We start from the raw sequence: 14,569 nt of genomic DNA on the forward strand, positions 1-14,569 counted from the left end.
ATGGACAAAGCACAAGCCAAGAAAGCCTTGCGAAAGGCCTTGATTGAAGAACGGTTGAATCTGCCGGACCGTCTGGAGCGGGCCGAGGCCTTGCAGCGCGTCATGCGCATCTGGCTGTTTGACCGCCCGGACACCGTGATTGGCGCGTATTGGCCCATCAAAGGCGAGTTCGACCCGCTGCCCGCATTGCACCGCTGGAAAGAAGACGGCGAACTGCACGGCGAACCCCAGCGTCGCCAAATTGGCTTGCCCGTCATCAACAAGCAGCACAAAACCCTGACTTTCCACACTTGGTACCCCGGCTGCCCCATGGAAGAAGACGCCTACGGCATCCCCAAGCCCAAAGACACCGAAGTCATCGTGCCCACCTTGCTGTTTGTGCCCTGCGTGGGTTATGGCATTGGTGGCTACCGTGTGGGCTATGGCGGCGGTTTTTACGACCGCACGCTGGCCAGCTTGCAACCCAAACCCTTCACCGTGGGCCTGGGCTACACCCAGGGCTTTGTGGACGATCTGGAGCCCGAAGACCACGATGAGCCGCTGGACGCCATCCTGAACGACAACGGCGTGGTCTGGCCGGTTTGACGGGTGATTGTTCCGGCACGCTGAAGTTTGAAATGTGTAAGAAGTGCCATCTCGCAGGTCGGCACTCTCAGAGTCCGACGTTATTGGTTTCGGCACCGGCCCATGTCGGGGTCTTCGACCGCCGACCTACAACATCTTTGAGGCATGTCATTTCGTAGGTCGGCACTCGCAGAGTCCGACATTGTTGGTTTCGGCAAAGGCCCACGTCGGGGTCTTCGACCGCCGACCTGCAACATCTTTGAGGCATGTCACCTCGTAGGTCGGTACTCGCAGAGTCCGACATTGTTGGTTTCGGCAAAGGCCCACGTCGGGGTCTTCGACCGCCGACCTACAGCATCTGTGATGCATGTCATTTCGCAGGTCGGTACTCGCAGAGTCCGACGTTATTGGTTTCGGCACCGGCCCATGTCGGGGTCTTCGACCGCCGACCTACAACATCTTTGAGGCATGTCATTTCGCAGGTCGGCACTCGCAGAGTCCGACGTTATTGGTTTGGGCAAAGGCCCATGTCGGGGTCTTCGACCGCCGACCTACAGCATCATTGAGCATTGATCTCGTAGGTCGGCACTCGCAGAGTCCGACGTGATGGGTCTGGGCAAAGGCCCACGTCGGGGTCTTTGACCGCCGACCTGCAACATCTTTGAGCATTGAATACTTCACAGGGCGGAATCAATCATCAGGCGCGGCCAGCGTCTGCGGGTCAGGCACATCGCCAGTGGCCAATCGGGTGTTGTCTGCCTGCTGGCGCAGCCAGTCGCAAAAAGCACGCACTTCGGGCCGCAACTTGCTGCGGGGTGACACCATCAGCCAATAAGCCAGTGGTGAACTCAGCCGCATCTCTGGCAGCACTTCCACCAAGTCGCCATTGGCCAGGCTTTCTGCCACAAGGGGCTGACGTGCCAGCGCCACGCCCTGGCCGGTGAGCGCAGCCTGGACGATCTGGTGGGCGTAGTTGAAATACAACCAGCGCGCAGGGGAGGGGGCGGCTGTTTTGCCTGCAGCTTGGGTGCTGAAGGTGTCCAGCCAGCGCTGCCAGCTCAGCCATTCCATGTGTTGGTTGCGGTAGGCATAACCTGACTCGATCAGTGTGCAGCGCATCAAATCAGCCACGTTGCGGATGGGCTGTGATTTCAACAGCCATGGGCTGGCGACCACGGTCAGATGCTCACCAAACAGGCGCTCAGCGGAGCTGCCGATTTGGCTGGGGTTGGCATAGCGCAAAGCCAGATCCACATCGGTGTTGTTCATGTCGATCACCGCATCGGTGGCGTCGATGCGGATGTCGATGTCCGGGTATTCGCGCTGAAAGGCTTCGAGCCGGGGAATCAACCACATGCTTGCAAATGAGGCCCAGGTGGTGATGGACACGCTTTGGCGTCCGGTGCTCTGGCGGATTTGTCGTACCGCTGAGTCAATGCGCTCCAGTGTTGTGCTCGCCGATCGGTGCAGCACGCTGCCCGCACTGGTTAACTCTACCGAGCGGGTGTGCCGCAAAAACAGCGTCGTGCCGACTTCGTGTTCCAGCGCCTGAATCTGGCGACTGACCGCGCTTTGGGTCAGGGCCATTTCCTCTGCTGCCACCCGGAAGTTCAGGTGCCTGGCGACAGCATCGAACGCCCGCAGGTAACTCATCGAAATGGGGCGAGTGCGGGCCGAGGGGGCGAAAGCAGGGGTGGAGGAGGGCGGCATGGTGTGGGCAATGATTCGGGTGACTGGTTTTTCAATTAATGCGTTTAATGCATCAATTTGAGTGAGTATATTCATTGGACGGTGAATGCTTTGGCTTGCATCATGGCTGTACCGACGATGTTGTCGGTGCCGATGGAAGCCAGGAGATCGAGATGTCCGAAACCAATGTGTGCGGTTCTTTGCAAGACTGTCAAAAACTGAAAACTGTCCGCTGGGCAGGCACTTGGCATCTGGCCCCCGAGCGTGCCATGAGTCTCTTGCCACGCAAAAAAAGCCAATTGTTGATTGTTCAGGGTAGCGCATGGATCACGACAGGAAAACCGATGGGACACTGGCGGCAATCCGATGGCGACCATTTTTTGCAAGCGGGACAAATCATGGATGTCGTGGCCGGGACCCATTTGGTCTTGCAGTCGCGCCACACCCACGAAGCCTTGCGTTTTGACTGGCGCGAAATGCCACCCGGTTTGGTGCAGCACCACAGCCCCAAGGCCAGCGTGCCCGAGTTGGCGCGGCAGTGGGTGCAGGCCTGGGCTCAGGTCGGCCTGGCCACCGGCAGTCTGGCGCGTGCCCTGTGGCATGCACGCTTGCCAGGGCGGCAGGTCAGCGACATGCCTGTGTGAGCGCCTTGGGCAAGCTTGAGGGTCTGATCAGAAAGAAGCCGTGGGCCATGGCTGGCAAAATGCCGCCATGGCCCGACCCAAATCAGCAACCCACGACATCAAACGCGACGCGATCCTCGACATCGCCGCCCAATGCTTTGCCCAGAGCAGCTACCCTGCCACCAGCATGAACGAGATTGCTGCGGCCTGCGGCACCTCCAAGGCGCGGCTGTACCACTATTACGAGAGCAAAGAGGCCATCTTGTTTGACCTGCTGGACCGCCACACCCAGCGCCTGCTGGCGCTGATTGCGCAGACCGAAGCCACCGCCCAGCGCAAGAACCTAGACGACCGGGCTGCGCTGCACGAGTTGGTGCGGGCTTTTTTGCAGGAATATGAAACCTCCGCCACCCGGCACGCGGCACTGCTCAACGACACACAATTTTTGAGCGATGTGCCCGACCCGGCCTTGCCCGCCAGCAACGGGTCACCGCGCGACCTGATCCTGAACCGTCAGCGCGACATCGTGGCCGCCATGACCCGCTTTTTGAAGCGCGCCTACCCCGAGCGCCTGACCCCCACCAACCAGACCGCCCTGACCATGATGCTGCTGGGCATGATCAACTGGACCTTCACCTGGCTGCGCCCGGGTGGGCCGATCAGCTATGCGGACTTTGCTGATGAGGTGATCTCCATGCTCGAAAAAGGCTTGGGTTGACTGTGTAGGCCGAGACCTTTGGAGTTTTGTAGGTCGGCGGCTTCAGCCCCGACATGGACTTGCGACGAAGCCAGCAACGTCGGAGCCGAAGCTACCGACAGGAAGCCGCGGGCCCAAGTAGGTCGGCGGCTTCAGCCCCGACATGAGTTTGCACCGAAGCCCACAATGTCGAACCTGAAATGATCTACATAAACACATGCACAGTTGCCAACGGGGTGAATTTTGGGTTTGTAAAAATTCAACTATCCGTAACGCATTTCGTTTAGGTAAAATTCATCCCATTCATTGACCGGAGAAATTTCCATGTCCAGCGCCCCCACCAAAGCCTTCGCCAGCCAGGCCGACCTGACCGAAAAGAAAATCACTTTCGAGCAACTCAGCCAGCACTGCTGGGCCTACACCGCCGAAGGCGACCCCAACTCGGGCGTCATCATCGGTGACCGCTTCATCATGGTCAGTGACGCCACGGCGACGCCCGCCATGGCGCAAGATCTCATCAAAAAAATCCGCACCGTCAGCGACCTGCCCATCAAATATGTGCTGCTGACCCACTACCACGCGGTGCGCGTGCTGGGCGCCTACGCCTACGCCGCCGAAGGCGCGACCGAGATCATTGCCAGCGAAGGCACCCTGGACCTCATCAAAGAGCGTGGCGCGCAAGACATGAAAAGCGAGATGGAGCGCTTTCCGCGCCTGTTCAGCGGTGCCGACAGCATCCCGGGTCTGACCTGGCCCACCATGGTGGTCGGCGGCGGCAACCCCACAAAAGGTGAAGTGCCCGGCAAACTCAGCATCAACCTGGGCGGTGTGGTGGTGCAAATCTGGCATCCGGGCCCTGGCCACACCCGTGGCGACACGATTGCCTGGGTGGAAGAAGAAAAAGTGCTGTTCTCGGGCGATCTGGTCGAGTACGAAGCCGGCGTCTACACGGGCGACGCGCAGCTTGAAGAGTGGCCTGCCACGCTCGAAGCCCTGCGCGACCTGAACGCCGAATTCATCGTGCCAGGCCGCGGCGAAGCCATGAAGGGCAATGACAACGTGAACAAGGCGCTGGACTACACCCAGCGCTGGGTGACGACTTTGTTCCAGGCGGGCAAGGAGGCTGTTGCGGGCAATATGGACCTCAAAGCCGCCATGGCCCACACCCGCAAGAGCATGGACCCGGTGTTTGGCCATGTGTTCATTTACGAGCACTGCCTGCCCTTTGACGTGACCCGCGCTTATGACGAGGCCAGCGGCATCAAGAACCCCCGCATCTGGACCGCCGAGCGCGACATGGAAATGTGGAAAGCGCTGCAAAGCTGAAGCCGCTATGTCGGGGTCTTCGACCACCGACCTACAAAATGCCGCTTGCCGCTGACTGCTTTACCCGTAGGTCGGCACTCGAAGAGTCCGACGCTGTTGGCAAGCCGGTAGCCTCGTCGTGCAGCACATTGTCTCGCATGCAGTTGTCGGGGTCTTCGACCACCGACCTACAAAATGCCGCTTGCCGCTGACTGCTTCACCCGTAGGTCGGCACTCGAAGAGTCCGACGTTGTTGGCAAGCCGGTAGCCTCGTCGTGCAGCACATTGTCTCGCATGCAGTTGTCGGGGTCTTCGACCACCGACCTACAAAATGCCGCTTGCCGCTGACTGCTTTACCCGTAGGTCGGCACTCGAAGAGTCCGACGTTGTTGGCAAGCCGGTAGCCTCGTCGTGCAGCACATTGCCTCGCATGCAGTTGTTGGGGTCTTCGACCACCGACCTACAAAATGCCGCTTGCCCCGGACAGCTTTACCCGCAGGTCGGCACTCGAAGAATCCGACGTTGGCGCACTTCAGGGCTTGATCAAATCACGCAGGTCGCGCTCGTAGGCGCGCAATCTGCGGCTGGCGCGCAGGCGCTGCTCTGGGGTGGTGGTGTTGTGCAACTGGGCCAGGTTGTCGCAGGCTTGCTGCGTCATTTTTTGCACCATCATGCGTCCGGCTTCGTCGGGCGGCGTCAACCATCGCTGCCAGACGGCATAGAGCGAGGCCTCGACTTGCGCAACCGAGCCGCTTTGCCGGGCTTGTCGCAAGGCGCTGAGCAAGTCGTCCTGGCGGCGCAATCGGTCTTGTCTGCCCCAATGGGGGTTCCACGCCGACTGCGCGACTTGTGCTTTGATCAGGGTGATTTGTTGGGGGCTCAGCTCGCCGTAAAACCCGCTGTAGCGGTCCAGGCTTTTTTCCAGGCGGCGCTCCAGCCGTTCATCGGGCGTGCCTTGGAGCCATTCTTTTTCCCAGTCTTCGTTTTTCACCTCCCAGTGCCGGGCCAGGTGACTCCATTGGCGTGGCCCCAAAGCCATGACCACTGGCGCGGCTTGGGTGATGCTGGTGCGCAGCGTGCGGTCCATCTTGTTTTGCACTTCAACCCAGACGCTGCAGACCTGACTGGCTTGCACGGGGCTCTGGCTCAGGGCTGTGGTGCGCTCGAGCAGGTCCAGATACGTGGGCAGTTCCTGGTAGCGGTGCCAGCGGTGGGTGTTTTGCAGGGCCTCCTTGGCGCGCAGGGATTGCTCGTCTGTGAACGATAAGGCGCTGTCGAGCCACCAATACCCGAGGGTGGGCAGTTGCGGGTATCCCAGCTTGAAGCTGCTGCACCCTTGCAACCATGACAGAACCAAAATCACCAGCAAGCATCGCTTCATGGGCGGCCTTTCATTGACAAATTGAACCGGGCAGAAACCGGGGAGCGCTCGGTGCAAGGCAGCCATTGTGACCGCAACAAGCGCAATAGCCTGAAACGGGTCGAATATCGGGTCCATGGCGTGACCACAGCTTCGCAGTGACGATAATCTCCTGATTCCATTGTCCGGGCCTGGCTGTCGGGCTCCCTTGCGAAAGAAGTTCATGAACGAAAACAATCAATTGCCCGTGGATGTTGTGGTGATGGCCGCTGGCAAAGGCACCCGCATGAAAAGCCGCTTGCCCAAAGTGCTGCATCGCCTGGCGGGTGTGCCGCTGGTGCAGCATGTGTTGAACACCGCTGCGCAGCTGAACGCACGCTCGGCCGTGGTCATCACCGGGCACGGGGCCGATCAGGTGGAGCCGGTTTTGTTGGCCCCAGGGCAAGCGCTGGCGGTGCAATGCGTGCGCCAAGAGCCGCAATTGGGCACCGGTCACGCCGTGCAGCAAGCGGTGCCCGTGTTGGGCGACGATGGAGTCGTTGTGATTTTGTCTGGCGACGTGCCCCTGACCCAGGCGGACACCTTGCAAGCGCTGATTGGCCAGTGCGACGGCCAGCGTCTGGCGCTGCTCACCCTCGACATGGCCGACCCCACGGGCTACGGCCGCATCTTGCGCGAGGGCGATGCTGTCAACGCCATCGTTGAGCACAAAGACGCGAGCGACGCGCAGCGCCAAATCCAAGAGGTGTACAGCGGCATCATGGCCGTACCTGCCCGCCTGCTCAAAGGGTGGCTGGGCCGCATCGGCAACCAGAACGCCCAAGGCGAGTACTACCTCACCGACGTGGTCAAGCTGGCTGTGGCCGACGGTTTGCCCGTGGTGGCGCACAAGATCAATGACGCCTTGCAAGTGGCGGGCGTCAACAGTCCGGTGCAACTGGCCGAGCTGGAGTGCGCCCACCAACACCGCCAAGCCATCCAATTCATGGAGCAAGGCGTGCGCCTGAAAGACCCCGCCCGCTTTGACCTGCGTGGCCAACTGGTCTGCGCGCAAGACGTCGAGATCGACGTGAACTGCATTTTTGAAGGCCAGGTGTCTTTGGGCGAAGGCGTGAAGATTGGCGCAAATTGCGTGATTGCCAACTGCACCATTGAAGCGGGTGCCGTGATCCACCCCTTCACCCACATCGACGGCGAAAAGCTGGGCGTGACGGTGGGCGAGGGCGCGCTGATTGGCCCCTTTGCCCGCCTGCGCCCCGGTGCGCAGCTGGGGGCCGAGGTGCACATCGGCAACTTTGTCGAAGTCAAAAATTCCACCCTGGCCAAGGGTGCCAAGGCCAACCACCTGGCCTATTTGGGCGACGCCACCGTGGGCGAGCGTGTCAACTACGGCGCGGGCAGCATCACCGCCAATTACGACGGGGCCAACAAGCACCGCACCGTGATCGAGGCCGATGTGCACATTGGCAGCAACTGCGTGCTGGTGGCACCCGTGACGATTGGCGCAGGCGGCACCGTGGGCGGCGGCTCGACCATCACCAAAAGCACCGAACCCGGGGCATTGAGTGTGGCCCGGGGCAAGCAAGTCAGCATCGCCAACTGGACCCGGCCCCAGAAAAAACCCAAGGCCTGAATCTTGCCCGCTCAGCGGCGCGTTCATTGGCCAGTTCAGCTTTGGTGATCGGACTTTTTCAGAGCCGCCCAAGCCATGCGATCGACCCAATTCGGGGCGATCAGCTTGAGCCAGCGGCTCAAATACCCGGTCGGGCTCATGAGCACATCGCGCTGGCGTTGCTCGGTGCCCTGCAAGATCTTGCGCACGCACACGTCAACGGGCATGGCCTTGTCTTCGCTCAGGCCGCTGGAGCCTGCAGGCTGGCCCAGCGCATTGAAGCCGCGGCGGCGGATGTCGGTGTCCACTACCCCGGGGTAGGCCATCGTCACTGACACCCCATCGCCCTGCAATTCGGTGCGCAGCGCTTCCATGAAGCCATTCATCGCAAATTTGCTGGTGCAGTAAGCCGTGCGACCGGGCACGCCCACCAAGCCCGCCAGCGACGAGACCGCCACGATTCGGCCGCGTGAGGCTTTGAGGTGCGGCAGCGCTGCATGGGTGCACCAAATGGTGCCCCACAGGTTCACACGCATCAGGTCTTCGTACCAGTCCAGGTGCTCGGCCTGCACCTCTTGCAGCAAGGCATGTGCAGACACCCCGGCGTTGTTGATCAGCGTGTCGATCCGGCCAAAGTGCTGCAGGGTCCGGGCGATCAGGGCTTCGCAGTCTGCGCGCACGCTGACATCGGTGGGCACGCACAGCACTTGCGTTCCATGGGGGAGGCAGGCGGCAGCCACCGCTTCGAGCTTGACCACCTGGCGCGCTGCCAGCACCAGCGCCACGGCGGCACCTTTTGTTTGGGCCAACTGTGTGGCCATTTCGGCCCCAATGCCTTCAGAGGCCCCGGTGATGATGATCACTTGCATGTTGTGCTCCTTTTGCTGGATCAGACCACCACTTTGATTTTGGCGGCTGCTTCGCGTGCGCGTTGCAGGGCTCCCAGGCCTTTGGCCAGCGCTACCGCCATGCGGCGGTAAGGCCGGGTGCTGGGCTTGCCAAAGATGCGCACATCCACGCCCGGCTCGCTCAGGGCCGCTTCCACGCCGGTGTAGGTGGGGGCGCTGCCCTCCTTGTCGGCCAGCACCACGGCGCTGGCACCTTCGCTGCACTCGATGCTTGGGATCGGCAGGCCCAACACGGCGCGGGCGTGCAGGTCAAACTCGCTCAGGTTCTGGCTGATCAGCGTCACCATGCCGGTGTCGTGCGGGCGGGGGCTCAACTCGCTGAAGATCACTTCGTCCTTGGTCACGAAAAACTCCACGCCAAAGAGGCCCGCACCGCCCAAGTCGGTCGTGACCTTCTCGGCCATCTGCTGGGCCGCGCTCAGGTGTTCGGGCTTCATGCCCTGCGGCTGCCAGCTGTACTGGTAATCACCGCGCTCTTGCACATGGCCAATCGGCGGGCAAAACAGCGTGGGGCCTTTGCGCTGGCGCACGGTGAGCAGGGTGATTTCGTATTCAAAGTGGATGAACTCTTCGACGATGACCTTCTGTCGGTCGCCGCGCATGCCCGCGCAGGCATAGTCCCAACTGGCTTGCACATCGGCAGCCGTCTTGGCCACGCTTTGGCCCTTGCCCGATGAACTCATCACCGGCTTGATGACGACCGGGAAGCCAATGTCGGTGGCTTTGGCCAGCAGTTCGGCGGCCGAGTCGGCGTAGCTGAACTTCGCGGTGCGCACACCCAGGCCCACGGCCACATCGCGGATGCGGTCTCGGTTCATGGTCAAGTTGGCGGCGCGGGCGCTGGGGATGACTTCAAAGCCTTGCTTTTCCACGTCGAGCAGCACCTCGGTGCGGATGGCCTCGATCTCGGGGACGATCAAATCAGGCTGGTACTTGGCAATCGCCGCGCGCAGCGGGGTCTCATCGAGCATGCTGAACACGCAAAACTCGTCAGCCACCTGCATGGCGGGCGCGCCCGCATAGCTGTCGCAAGCGATCACGTAGCAGCCCAGGCGCTTGGCGCTGATGACGAATTCCTTGCCGAGTTCACCGGAGCCCAAAAGCAGGATCTTTTTCATGGGGAAATACCTTGGAGATTGAAAAATCTGGGGTTGATTGTGCGGTCGTGGCTTGTTCTGCACGGGCACCAGCACGGTCCGGGGACTATTGTTGCACGCGTGCTGAGCCTTGCATGGAGGGCGACATTGCAGTCTGCAACACGGAGTTTGTCGATCTGGCTGACGCTTATCCAGAACTTGCATGTGAAAAAGCCCGCTGGTGGCGGGCTTGGTTTTCGCGTCAGTCACAGCGCCTTGGGGCGCTGTGTGGAACGTCATTCTTTATAGGTTTTTGTGCTATAGGTGGAGACGGCGGGCTTGTCGAGGGTGATTTTGGCCTTGACATACGCCAAGAAGGAGTCAGCGTAGTCCAGGAAGGTGTTTTCCTTGAGGCTCTTGTCAATCCCTTTGAGGGTCAGGTAATTGTCGCCACCGCCTGCGGTGAAGTCGTTCGTCACGACCTTGTACGTGCCGGCCAGGTCAAAGTTGGCCCAAGCACTGTTTTTGTAAATTTCAAGGTTGCTGATGCGAGAGCCCTTGGCTTTGGTGATGTCCACATCAAAGCGCAAACCTGCGGTGTAGGGGTAGGCGCCAGAACCTGTGCCGCCGTTGTTGCCGAGCATGGAGTCCACGCCGTCTTCCAGTGAGTCCTTGACCTGTTGACCGGTCATGCTGATGCGAACCAACACGTTCTTGAAGGGCAGCAATTCATAGACCTTGCCAACGGTGATATCACCTTTGGCGATGTCGATGCGCACGCCCCCACCGTTTTGCAGCGACAGATCTGCGCCGCCAAAGCGTTGGCCTTGATCCAGGAAAGCTTGCGCGACCAGTTGCTGGATATTGCCGCCTTGGCTCACGACGGTGGCATCCTTGTTGCAAACGTCACCCAGTTTGGAACGGGTGGTGTCGCTCTTGGCACCAATGCCTGGCACTCGTCTCAGGCACAGGTTGTCATTGGCCGAGCCAACTTTGACGGCACCCAGTGCAGTTTTGGCGTCACTGAATGGCTTGAGTGCTGTTGTTGTGGCGGCCAACGGCGTGGTGAAGCGGAATGCGCCCACCTGTTTGAGAGCTGCCGTGTAAGCCGCCGCATCTGCGGTGCTGCTGGCGGCCGACGTTCCGGTTTTGCTGTCTTTGTAGCTGTCACTCACCAAGATCATGGGCTGACCATTGCAAGCGCTGACGTTGCCGTATTTGTCGAAGTCAACATTGAGTTTGCCAATGGCATAGCTGTATTGCCAGGCTTGCACGATGCAGACCTTTTGGCCACTTTTGTCTTGCAGTTGCGTGGCGTAGGGGCCTTCAGGTGTCAGACCGACAGCTTTCAATGTGTCGGGGCCGAGCAGGCTGTGCGAATCGCCGCCCACGATGACATCGACACCGTCGAGTTTGGGTGCCAGGGTTTTCACATCCATTTCATAACCTGCGTGGCTCAGGAGGATGATTTTGTTGACGCCCTGAAGGCGCAGTGCGTCGATGGTTTGTTGTGCACTGGTGACTTCGTCTGCAATCACCGTGGTGGCATCAGGACGAGAGGCATTTTTTGTCTTGTTGGCAATGGTGATGCCGACAATGCCGATTTTTTGACCGCCGCGCTCCACGAGGGTGAAAGGGCTAAATTTGCCGGCAATCGGCGAGCTGCTGGCGGTTTTGATGTTGGCTGCAATGACAGGTGTTTTGCACTTTGCGGGGTCTTTGTGCAGGAAGTTGATGAACTTCGCCAAGCCCGAATCACCGCTGTCGAACTCATGGTTGCCGATGGCCATGGCATCAAAGCACACGGTATTCATGGCCACTGCATCAGCTTCGCCGTCGCTTTGGGTGAAGTACAGGTCGCCCGTCAAGGCGTCGCCTGCATGGAGCTTGAGCACATTTTTGCTGCCGGCTGCTTCTTCTTGGATGGCGGCTGCCACCCGTGCAAAGCCGCCCAGCGGCAAGGTCACGGATTGAGTCGCACCGCTGGCATCCGGCAGCTTCAGCGTGGTGGTCTCGGCATCCAGATGCGAATGGTGGTCGTTCATGTGCAGCAAGGTGACCGACAGAGGGTCGCCACCGTCGCCACCGCATGCGCTGAGCGCCGCCACCAAGCCTGTGAGCAGGACATTTCGGGTTGACTTGATGACATTGATTCTTCGAAACACTTGGTTCTCCAGTAAGGGGTTAACCATTGATTGGAGTTGTTGCTGATTAAGGTTTCGGGTGATTTATATGAATTTTTTGTGTCAATATTTGCTTTCAAAGTGTAAATATCAATTAAATATTCATCATTGATAAATCCAGAAATGCAGCACAGATGACGAAGGAAGCTTCAAAGAGCTGTCAGACGGTGCATGTCAACGGCCAGCATTCCGCCCAAACCTCACTGATCCAGACATGAACCTCATCCATCGAATCGAACGATTCAGTCTTTGGGTGCTAAATTGCCATGCAAACCTTTTCTGCCAACGAAGCTAAAACCCAATTCGGGCATTTCATCGATGTGGCCCAACGTGAACCCGTGCGTGTGATGCGCCGTGACCGTGTCGTTGGCGTGATGGTGTCTGCCAAAGACTACGAAGCCATGCGTGAGTTTTACGCCAACCGTTTGCAGCACACCCTGACAGAAACGGCAGCCCAAGCCGAGCAGGCGGGCTTGACCCCTGAGTTGCTGGACGACTTGCTGAGTGACGAGTCTTAAGCGGGTCATCGACACCAACAACCTGATCAGCGCCGCGCTGTCTTCGCAAGGCGCTCCCGCCAAACTGGTGCAGTGGGCATTGGCGCAGCACCGGCTGGTGTTTGCCCAAGTCGCCTTTAAGGCCTTGCTGCAAGCGCCTGAGGTGCCAGGGCTGCGCGTGGTCTCGGTTCACGAGGCGCTGCGGGCCTTGGGTCAATGACTTCTATTGACTCGGCCTTGTGAAGTTTTCAATGCTCAAAGCTGTTGTAGGTCGGCGGTCGAAGACCCCGACGTGAGCCTGTGCCGAAATCCATCATGTCGGACTCTGCGAGTGCCGACCTACAAGATGACATGCCTCACACATTGTTGTAGGTCGGCGGTCGAAGACCCCGACGTGAGCCTGTGCCGAAACCCATCATGTCGGACTCTGCGAGTGCCGACCTACGAGATGACATGCCTCACACATTGTTGTAGGTCGGCGGTCGAAGACCCCGACGTGAGCCTGTGCCGAAACCCATCATGTCGGACTCTGCGAGTACCGACCTACGAGATGACATGCCTCACACATTGTTGTAGGTCGGCGGTCGAAGACCCCGACGTGAGCCTGTGCCGAAACCCATCATGTCGGACTCTGCGAGTGCCGACCTACGAGATGACATGCCTCACACATTGTTGTAGGTCGGCGGTCGAAGACCCCGACGTGAGCCTGTGCCGAAACCCATCATGTCGGACTCTGCGAATACCGACCTACGAGATGACATGCCTCACACATTGTTGTAGGTCGGCGGTCGAAGACCCCGACGTTAGCCTGTGCCGAAACCCATCATGTCGGACTCTGCGAGTGCCGACCTACAAGATGACATGCCTCACACATTGTTGTAGGTCGGCGGTCGAAGACCCCGACAGGGGCCTGTGCCAAAACCCATAACGTCGGACTCTGCGAGTACCGACCTACGAGATGACATGCCTCACACATTGTTGTAGGTCGGCGGTCGAAGACCCCGACGTTAGCCTGTGCCGAAACCCATCATGTCGGACTCTGCGAGTGCCGACCTACAAGATGACATGCCTCACACATTGTTGTAGGTCGGCGGTCGAAGACCCCGACGTTAGCCTGTGCCGAAACCCATCATGTCGGACTCTGCGAGTGCCGACCTACAAGATGACATGCCTCACACATTGTTGTAGGTCGGCGGTCGAAGACCCCGACAGGGGCCTGTGCCAAAACCCATAACGTCGGACTCTGCGAGTGCCGACCTACGAGAAGACATGCCTCACACATTGTTGTAGGTCGGCGGTCGAAGACCCCGACGTGATCCTGTGCCGAAACCCATCATGTCGGACTCTGCGAGTAACGACCGACGAGATGACATGACTCACACATTTCAAACTTCAGCGTGCCGGATCAATAGGGCAGCACCGGCAAGGTGGTGGTGAACTTGGCCCGTTTGGTCGAAAAAAAGGCCTTCACATTGCGCACATTGGCGTCCTGCGTGAACAGCGCCTGGCTGATGACCAGGTAGTGCGGCATGTCGCGCGCCTGCACCACCAGCATGAAGTCGGGGCCGGGCGACACGCGCCAGCACTGCTGCACCGCATCGTGCGCCACGGCACGGGCTTCAAAGGCGTCCAGCTGCTCACTGCCCTGCCTGTCGAGTGACACCTCGACCAGCGCTGTGAGACCATGGCCCAGTGTGACGGCGAGTCTGTCTGCACTGAGCACGGCCACCTGCCGCTCGACCCAGCCGCCCTCGACCAGCCGCTTGACGCGGCGCAGGCAGGTGGGGGGCGAGACATTCACTTTGTCGGCCAGCGCCACATTGCTCAGGCTGGCGTCGCGCTGCAGGCTGTCCAGCAGTTGCAGGTCAATGGCATCGAGTTCTTCGTGGTTCATGGGGCTCCTTTGTGGTGATGCTTGCGCTGTACTGGATTGCCACGCTTCGCTCGCCATGACGGGCTTCATGATTTCTTAAATCATTTAAATTTGAAATTTTATTTCATTAAATTCATTTTATGAAACATTTAAATAAATATTGAAAGAAATTGATCTGAAAT

The 14,569-nt window shown here is 59.5% G+C and carries 13 protein-coding genes; 7 read left to right on the forward strand and 6 right to left on the reverse strand.

The features are described from left to right. A complete protein-coding gene (locus tag H663_RS24585) occupies positions 1-585 on the forward strand; it encodes a 5-formyltetrahydrofolate cyclo-ligase (protein WP_053171242.1) in 585 nt (194 codons plus the stop codon). Positions 586-1,254: 669 nt separating this feature from the next. Here the strand turns inward: H663_RS24585 and H663_RS24590 are convergent. Continuing rightward, positions 1,255-2,274: a LysR substrate-binding domain-containing protein gene (locus tag H663_RS24590; protein ID WP_053171239.1), complete on the reverse strand. Its 1,020-nt coding sequence runs from the start codon at positions 2,272-2,274 to the stop codon at positions 1,255-1,257. A gap of 152 nt (positions 2,275-2,426) precedes the next feature. Between H663_RS24590 and H663_RS24595 the strand changes: the two genes are divergently transcribed. The 3 genes from H663_RS24595 (at position 2,427) to H663_RS24605 (ending at position 4,899) form a co-directional block, all read left to right on the forward strand. Further along, complete coding sequence (locus H663_RS24595) at positions 2,427-2,897, forward strand: DUF2917 domain-containing protein (RefSeq protein ID WP_133239964.1); 471 nt, start codon at positions 2,427-2,429, stop codon at positions 2,895-2,897. Positions 2,898-2,964: 67 nt separating this feature from the next. Next, positions 2,965-3,594 (forward strand): TetR/AcrR family transcriptional regulator, encoded by a 630-nt coding sequence (locus tag H663_RS24600; RefSeq protein WP_053171685.1) that lies wholly within the window; start codon positions 2,965-2,967, stop codon positions 3,592-3,594. A gap of 303 nt (positions 3,595-3,897) precedes the next feature. After that, positions 3,898-4,899: an MBL fold metallo-hydrolase gene (locus tag H663_RS24605; protein ID WP_053171233.1), complete on the forward strand. Its 1,002-nt coding sequence runs from the start codon at positions 3,898-3,900 to the stop codon at positions 4,897-4,899. 511 nt (positions 4,900-5,410) lie between these two features. Here H663_RS24605 and H663_RS24610 read toward each other — a convergent pair. Continuing rightward, a complete protein-coding gene (locus H663_RS24610) occupies positions 5,411-6,259 on the reverse strand; it encodes a DUF6279 family lipoprotein (protein WP_053171683.1) in 849 nt (282 codons plus the stop codon). A 202-nt stretch (positions 6,260-6,461) separates the two neighbouring features. On the opposite strand from H663_RS24610, the gene glmU reads away from it, so the two are divergent. Beyond that, positions 6,462-7,871, forward strand: coding sequence for a bifunctional UDP-N-acetylglucosamine diphosphorylase/glucosamine-1-phosphate N-acetyltransferase GlmU (glmU, locus tag H663_RS24615; RefSeq protein ID WP_053171230.1), 1,410 nt, complete (start codon positions 6,462-6,464; stop codon positions 7,869-7,871). 35 nt (positions 7,872-7,906) lie between these two features. On the opposite strand, the gene H663_RS24620 is transcribed toward glmU, so the two are convergent. The 3 genes from H663_RS24620 to H663_RS24630 all read right to left on the reverse strand — a co-directional run bounded on the left by H663_RS24620 (position 7,907) and on the right by H663_RS24630 (position 11,999). Then, entirely contained in the window at positions 7,907-8,719 is an 813-nt protein-coding gene (locus tag H663_RS24620) for an SDR family oxidoreductase (protein WP_053171227.1), read from the reverse strand. A gap of 20 nt (positions 8,720-8,739) precedes the next feature. Next, positions 8,740-9,876, reverse strand: coding sequence for a formate-dependent phosphoribosylglycinamide formyltransferase (gene purT / locus H663_RS24625; RefSeq protein WP_053171225.1), 1,137 nt, complete (start codon positions 9,874-9,876; stop codon positions 8,740-8,742). A gap of 254 nt (positions 9,877-10,130) precedes the next feature. Further along, positions 10,131-11,999: a bifunctional metallophosphatase/5'-nucleotidase gene (locus tag H663_RS24630; RefSeq protein ID WP_205872677.1), complete on the reverse strand. Its 1,869-nt coding sequence runs from the start codon at positions 11,997-11,999 to the stop codon at positions 10,131-10,133. Between the two features lie 284 nt (positions 12,000-12,283). On the opposite strand from H663_RS24630, the gene H663_RS24635 reads away from it, so the two are divergent. Both H663_RS24635 and H663_RS24640 read left to right on the forward strand, forming a co-directional pair. Continuing rightward, complete coding sequence (locus H663_RS24635; protein WP_053171222.1) at positions 12,284-12,535, forward strand: type II toxin-antitoxin system prevent-host-death family antitoxin; 252 nt, start codon at positions 12,284-12,286, stop codon at positions 12,533-12,535. After that, on the forward strand, positions 12,522-12,734 hold the full coding sequence (locus H663_RS24640) for a hypothetical protein (protein WP_053171219.1): 213 nt from the start codon (positions 12,522-12,524) through the stop codon (positions 12,732-12,734). The genes H663_RS24635 and H663_RS24640 overlap by 14 nt, the downstream gene beginning before the upstream one ends. A gap of 1,185 nt (positions 12,735-13,919) precedes the next feature. Here H663_RS24640 and H663_RS24645 read toward each other — a convergent pair. Next, the gene (locus H663_RS24645; protein ID WP_053171679.1) at positions 13,920-14,408 is read right to left on the reverse strand and encodes an Lrp/AsnC family transcriptional regulator; all 489 of its coding nucleotides are present in this window, start codon (positions 14,406-14,408) and stop codon (positions 13,920-13,922) included. Positions 14,409-14,569 lie beyond the last annotated feature (161 nt).

It is taken from the genome of Limnohabitans planktonicus II-D5, assembly GCF_001270065.2.
GTDB lineage: Bacteria > Pseudomonadota > Gammaproteobacteria > Burkholderiales > Burkholderiaceae_C > Limnohabitans_A > Limnohabitans_A planktonicus.

Excerpts from the sequence above, each read along its gene's own strand:
- H663_RS24585 (WP_053171242.1), top strand. The coding sequence starts at position 1 with ATGGACAAAGCACAAGCCAAGAAAGCCTTGCGAAAGGCCTTGATTGAA.
- H663_RS24590 (WP_053171239.1), bottom strand. The coding sequence starts at position 2,274 with ATGCCGCCCTCCTCCACCCCTGCTTTCGCCCCCTCGGCCCGCACTCGC.
- H663_RS24595 (WP_133239964.1), top strand. The coding sequence starts at position 2,427 with ATGTCCGAAACCAATGTGTGCGGTTCTTTGCAAGACTGTCAAAAACTG.
- H663_RS24600 (WP_053171685.1), top strand. The coding sequence starts at position 2,965 with ATGGCCCGACCCAAATCAGCAACCCACGACATCAAACGCGACGCGATC.
- H663_RS24605 (WP_053171233.1), top strand. The coding sequence starts at position 3,898 with ATGTCCAGCGCCCCCACCAAAGCCTTCGCCAGCCAGGCCGACCTGACC.
- H663_RS24610 (WP_053171683.1), bottom strand. The coding sequence starts at position 6,259 with ATGAAGCGATGCTTGCTGGTGATTTTGGTTCTGTCATGGTTGCAAGGG.
- glmU (WP_053171230.1), top strand. The coding sequence starts at position 6,462 with ATGAACGAAAACAATCAATTGCCCGTGGATGTTGTGGTGATGGCCGCT.
- H663_RS24620 (WP_053171227.1), bottom strand. The coding sequence starts at position 8,719 with ATGCAAGTGATCATCATCACCGGGGCCTCTGAAGGCATTGGGGCCGAA.
- purT (WP_053171225.1), bottom strand. The coding sequence starts at position 9,876 with ATGAAAAAGATCCTGCTTTTGGGCTCCGGTGAACTCGGCAAGGAATTC.
- H663_RS24635 (WP_053171222.1), top strand. The coding sequence starts at position 12,284 with ATGCAAACCTTTTCTGCCAACGAAGCTAAAACCCAATTCGGGCATTTC.
- H663_RS24645 (WP_053171679.1), bottom strand. The coding sequence starts at position 14,408 with ATGAACCACGAAGAACTCGATGCCATTGACCTGCAACTGCTGGACAGC.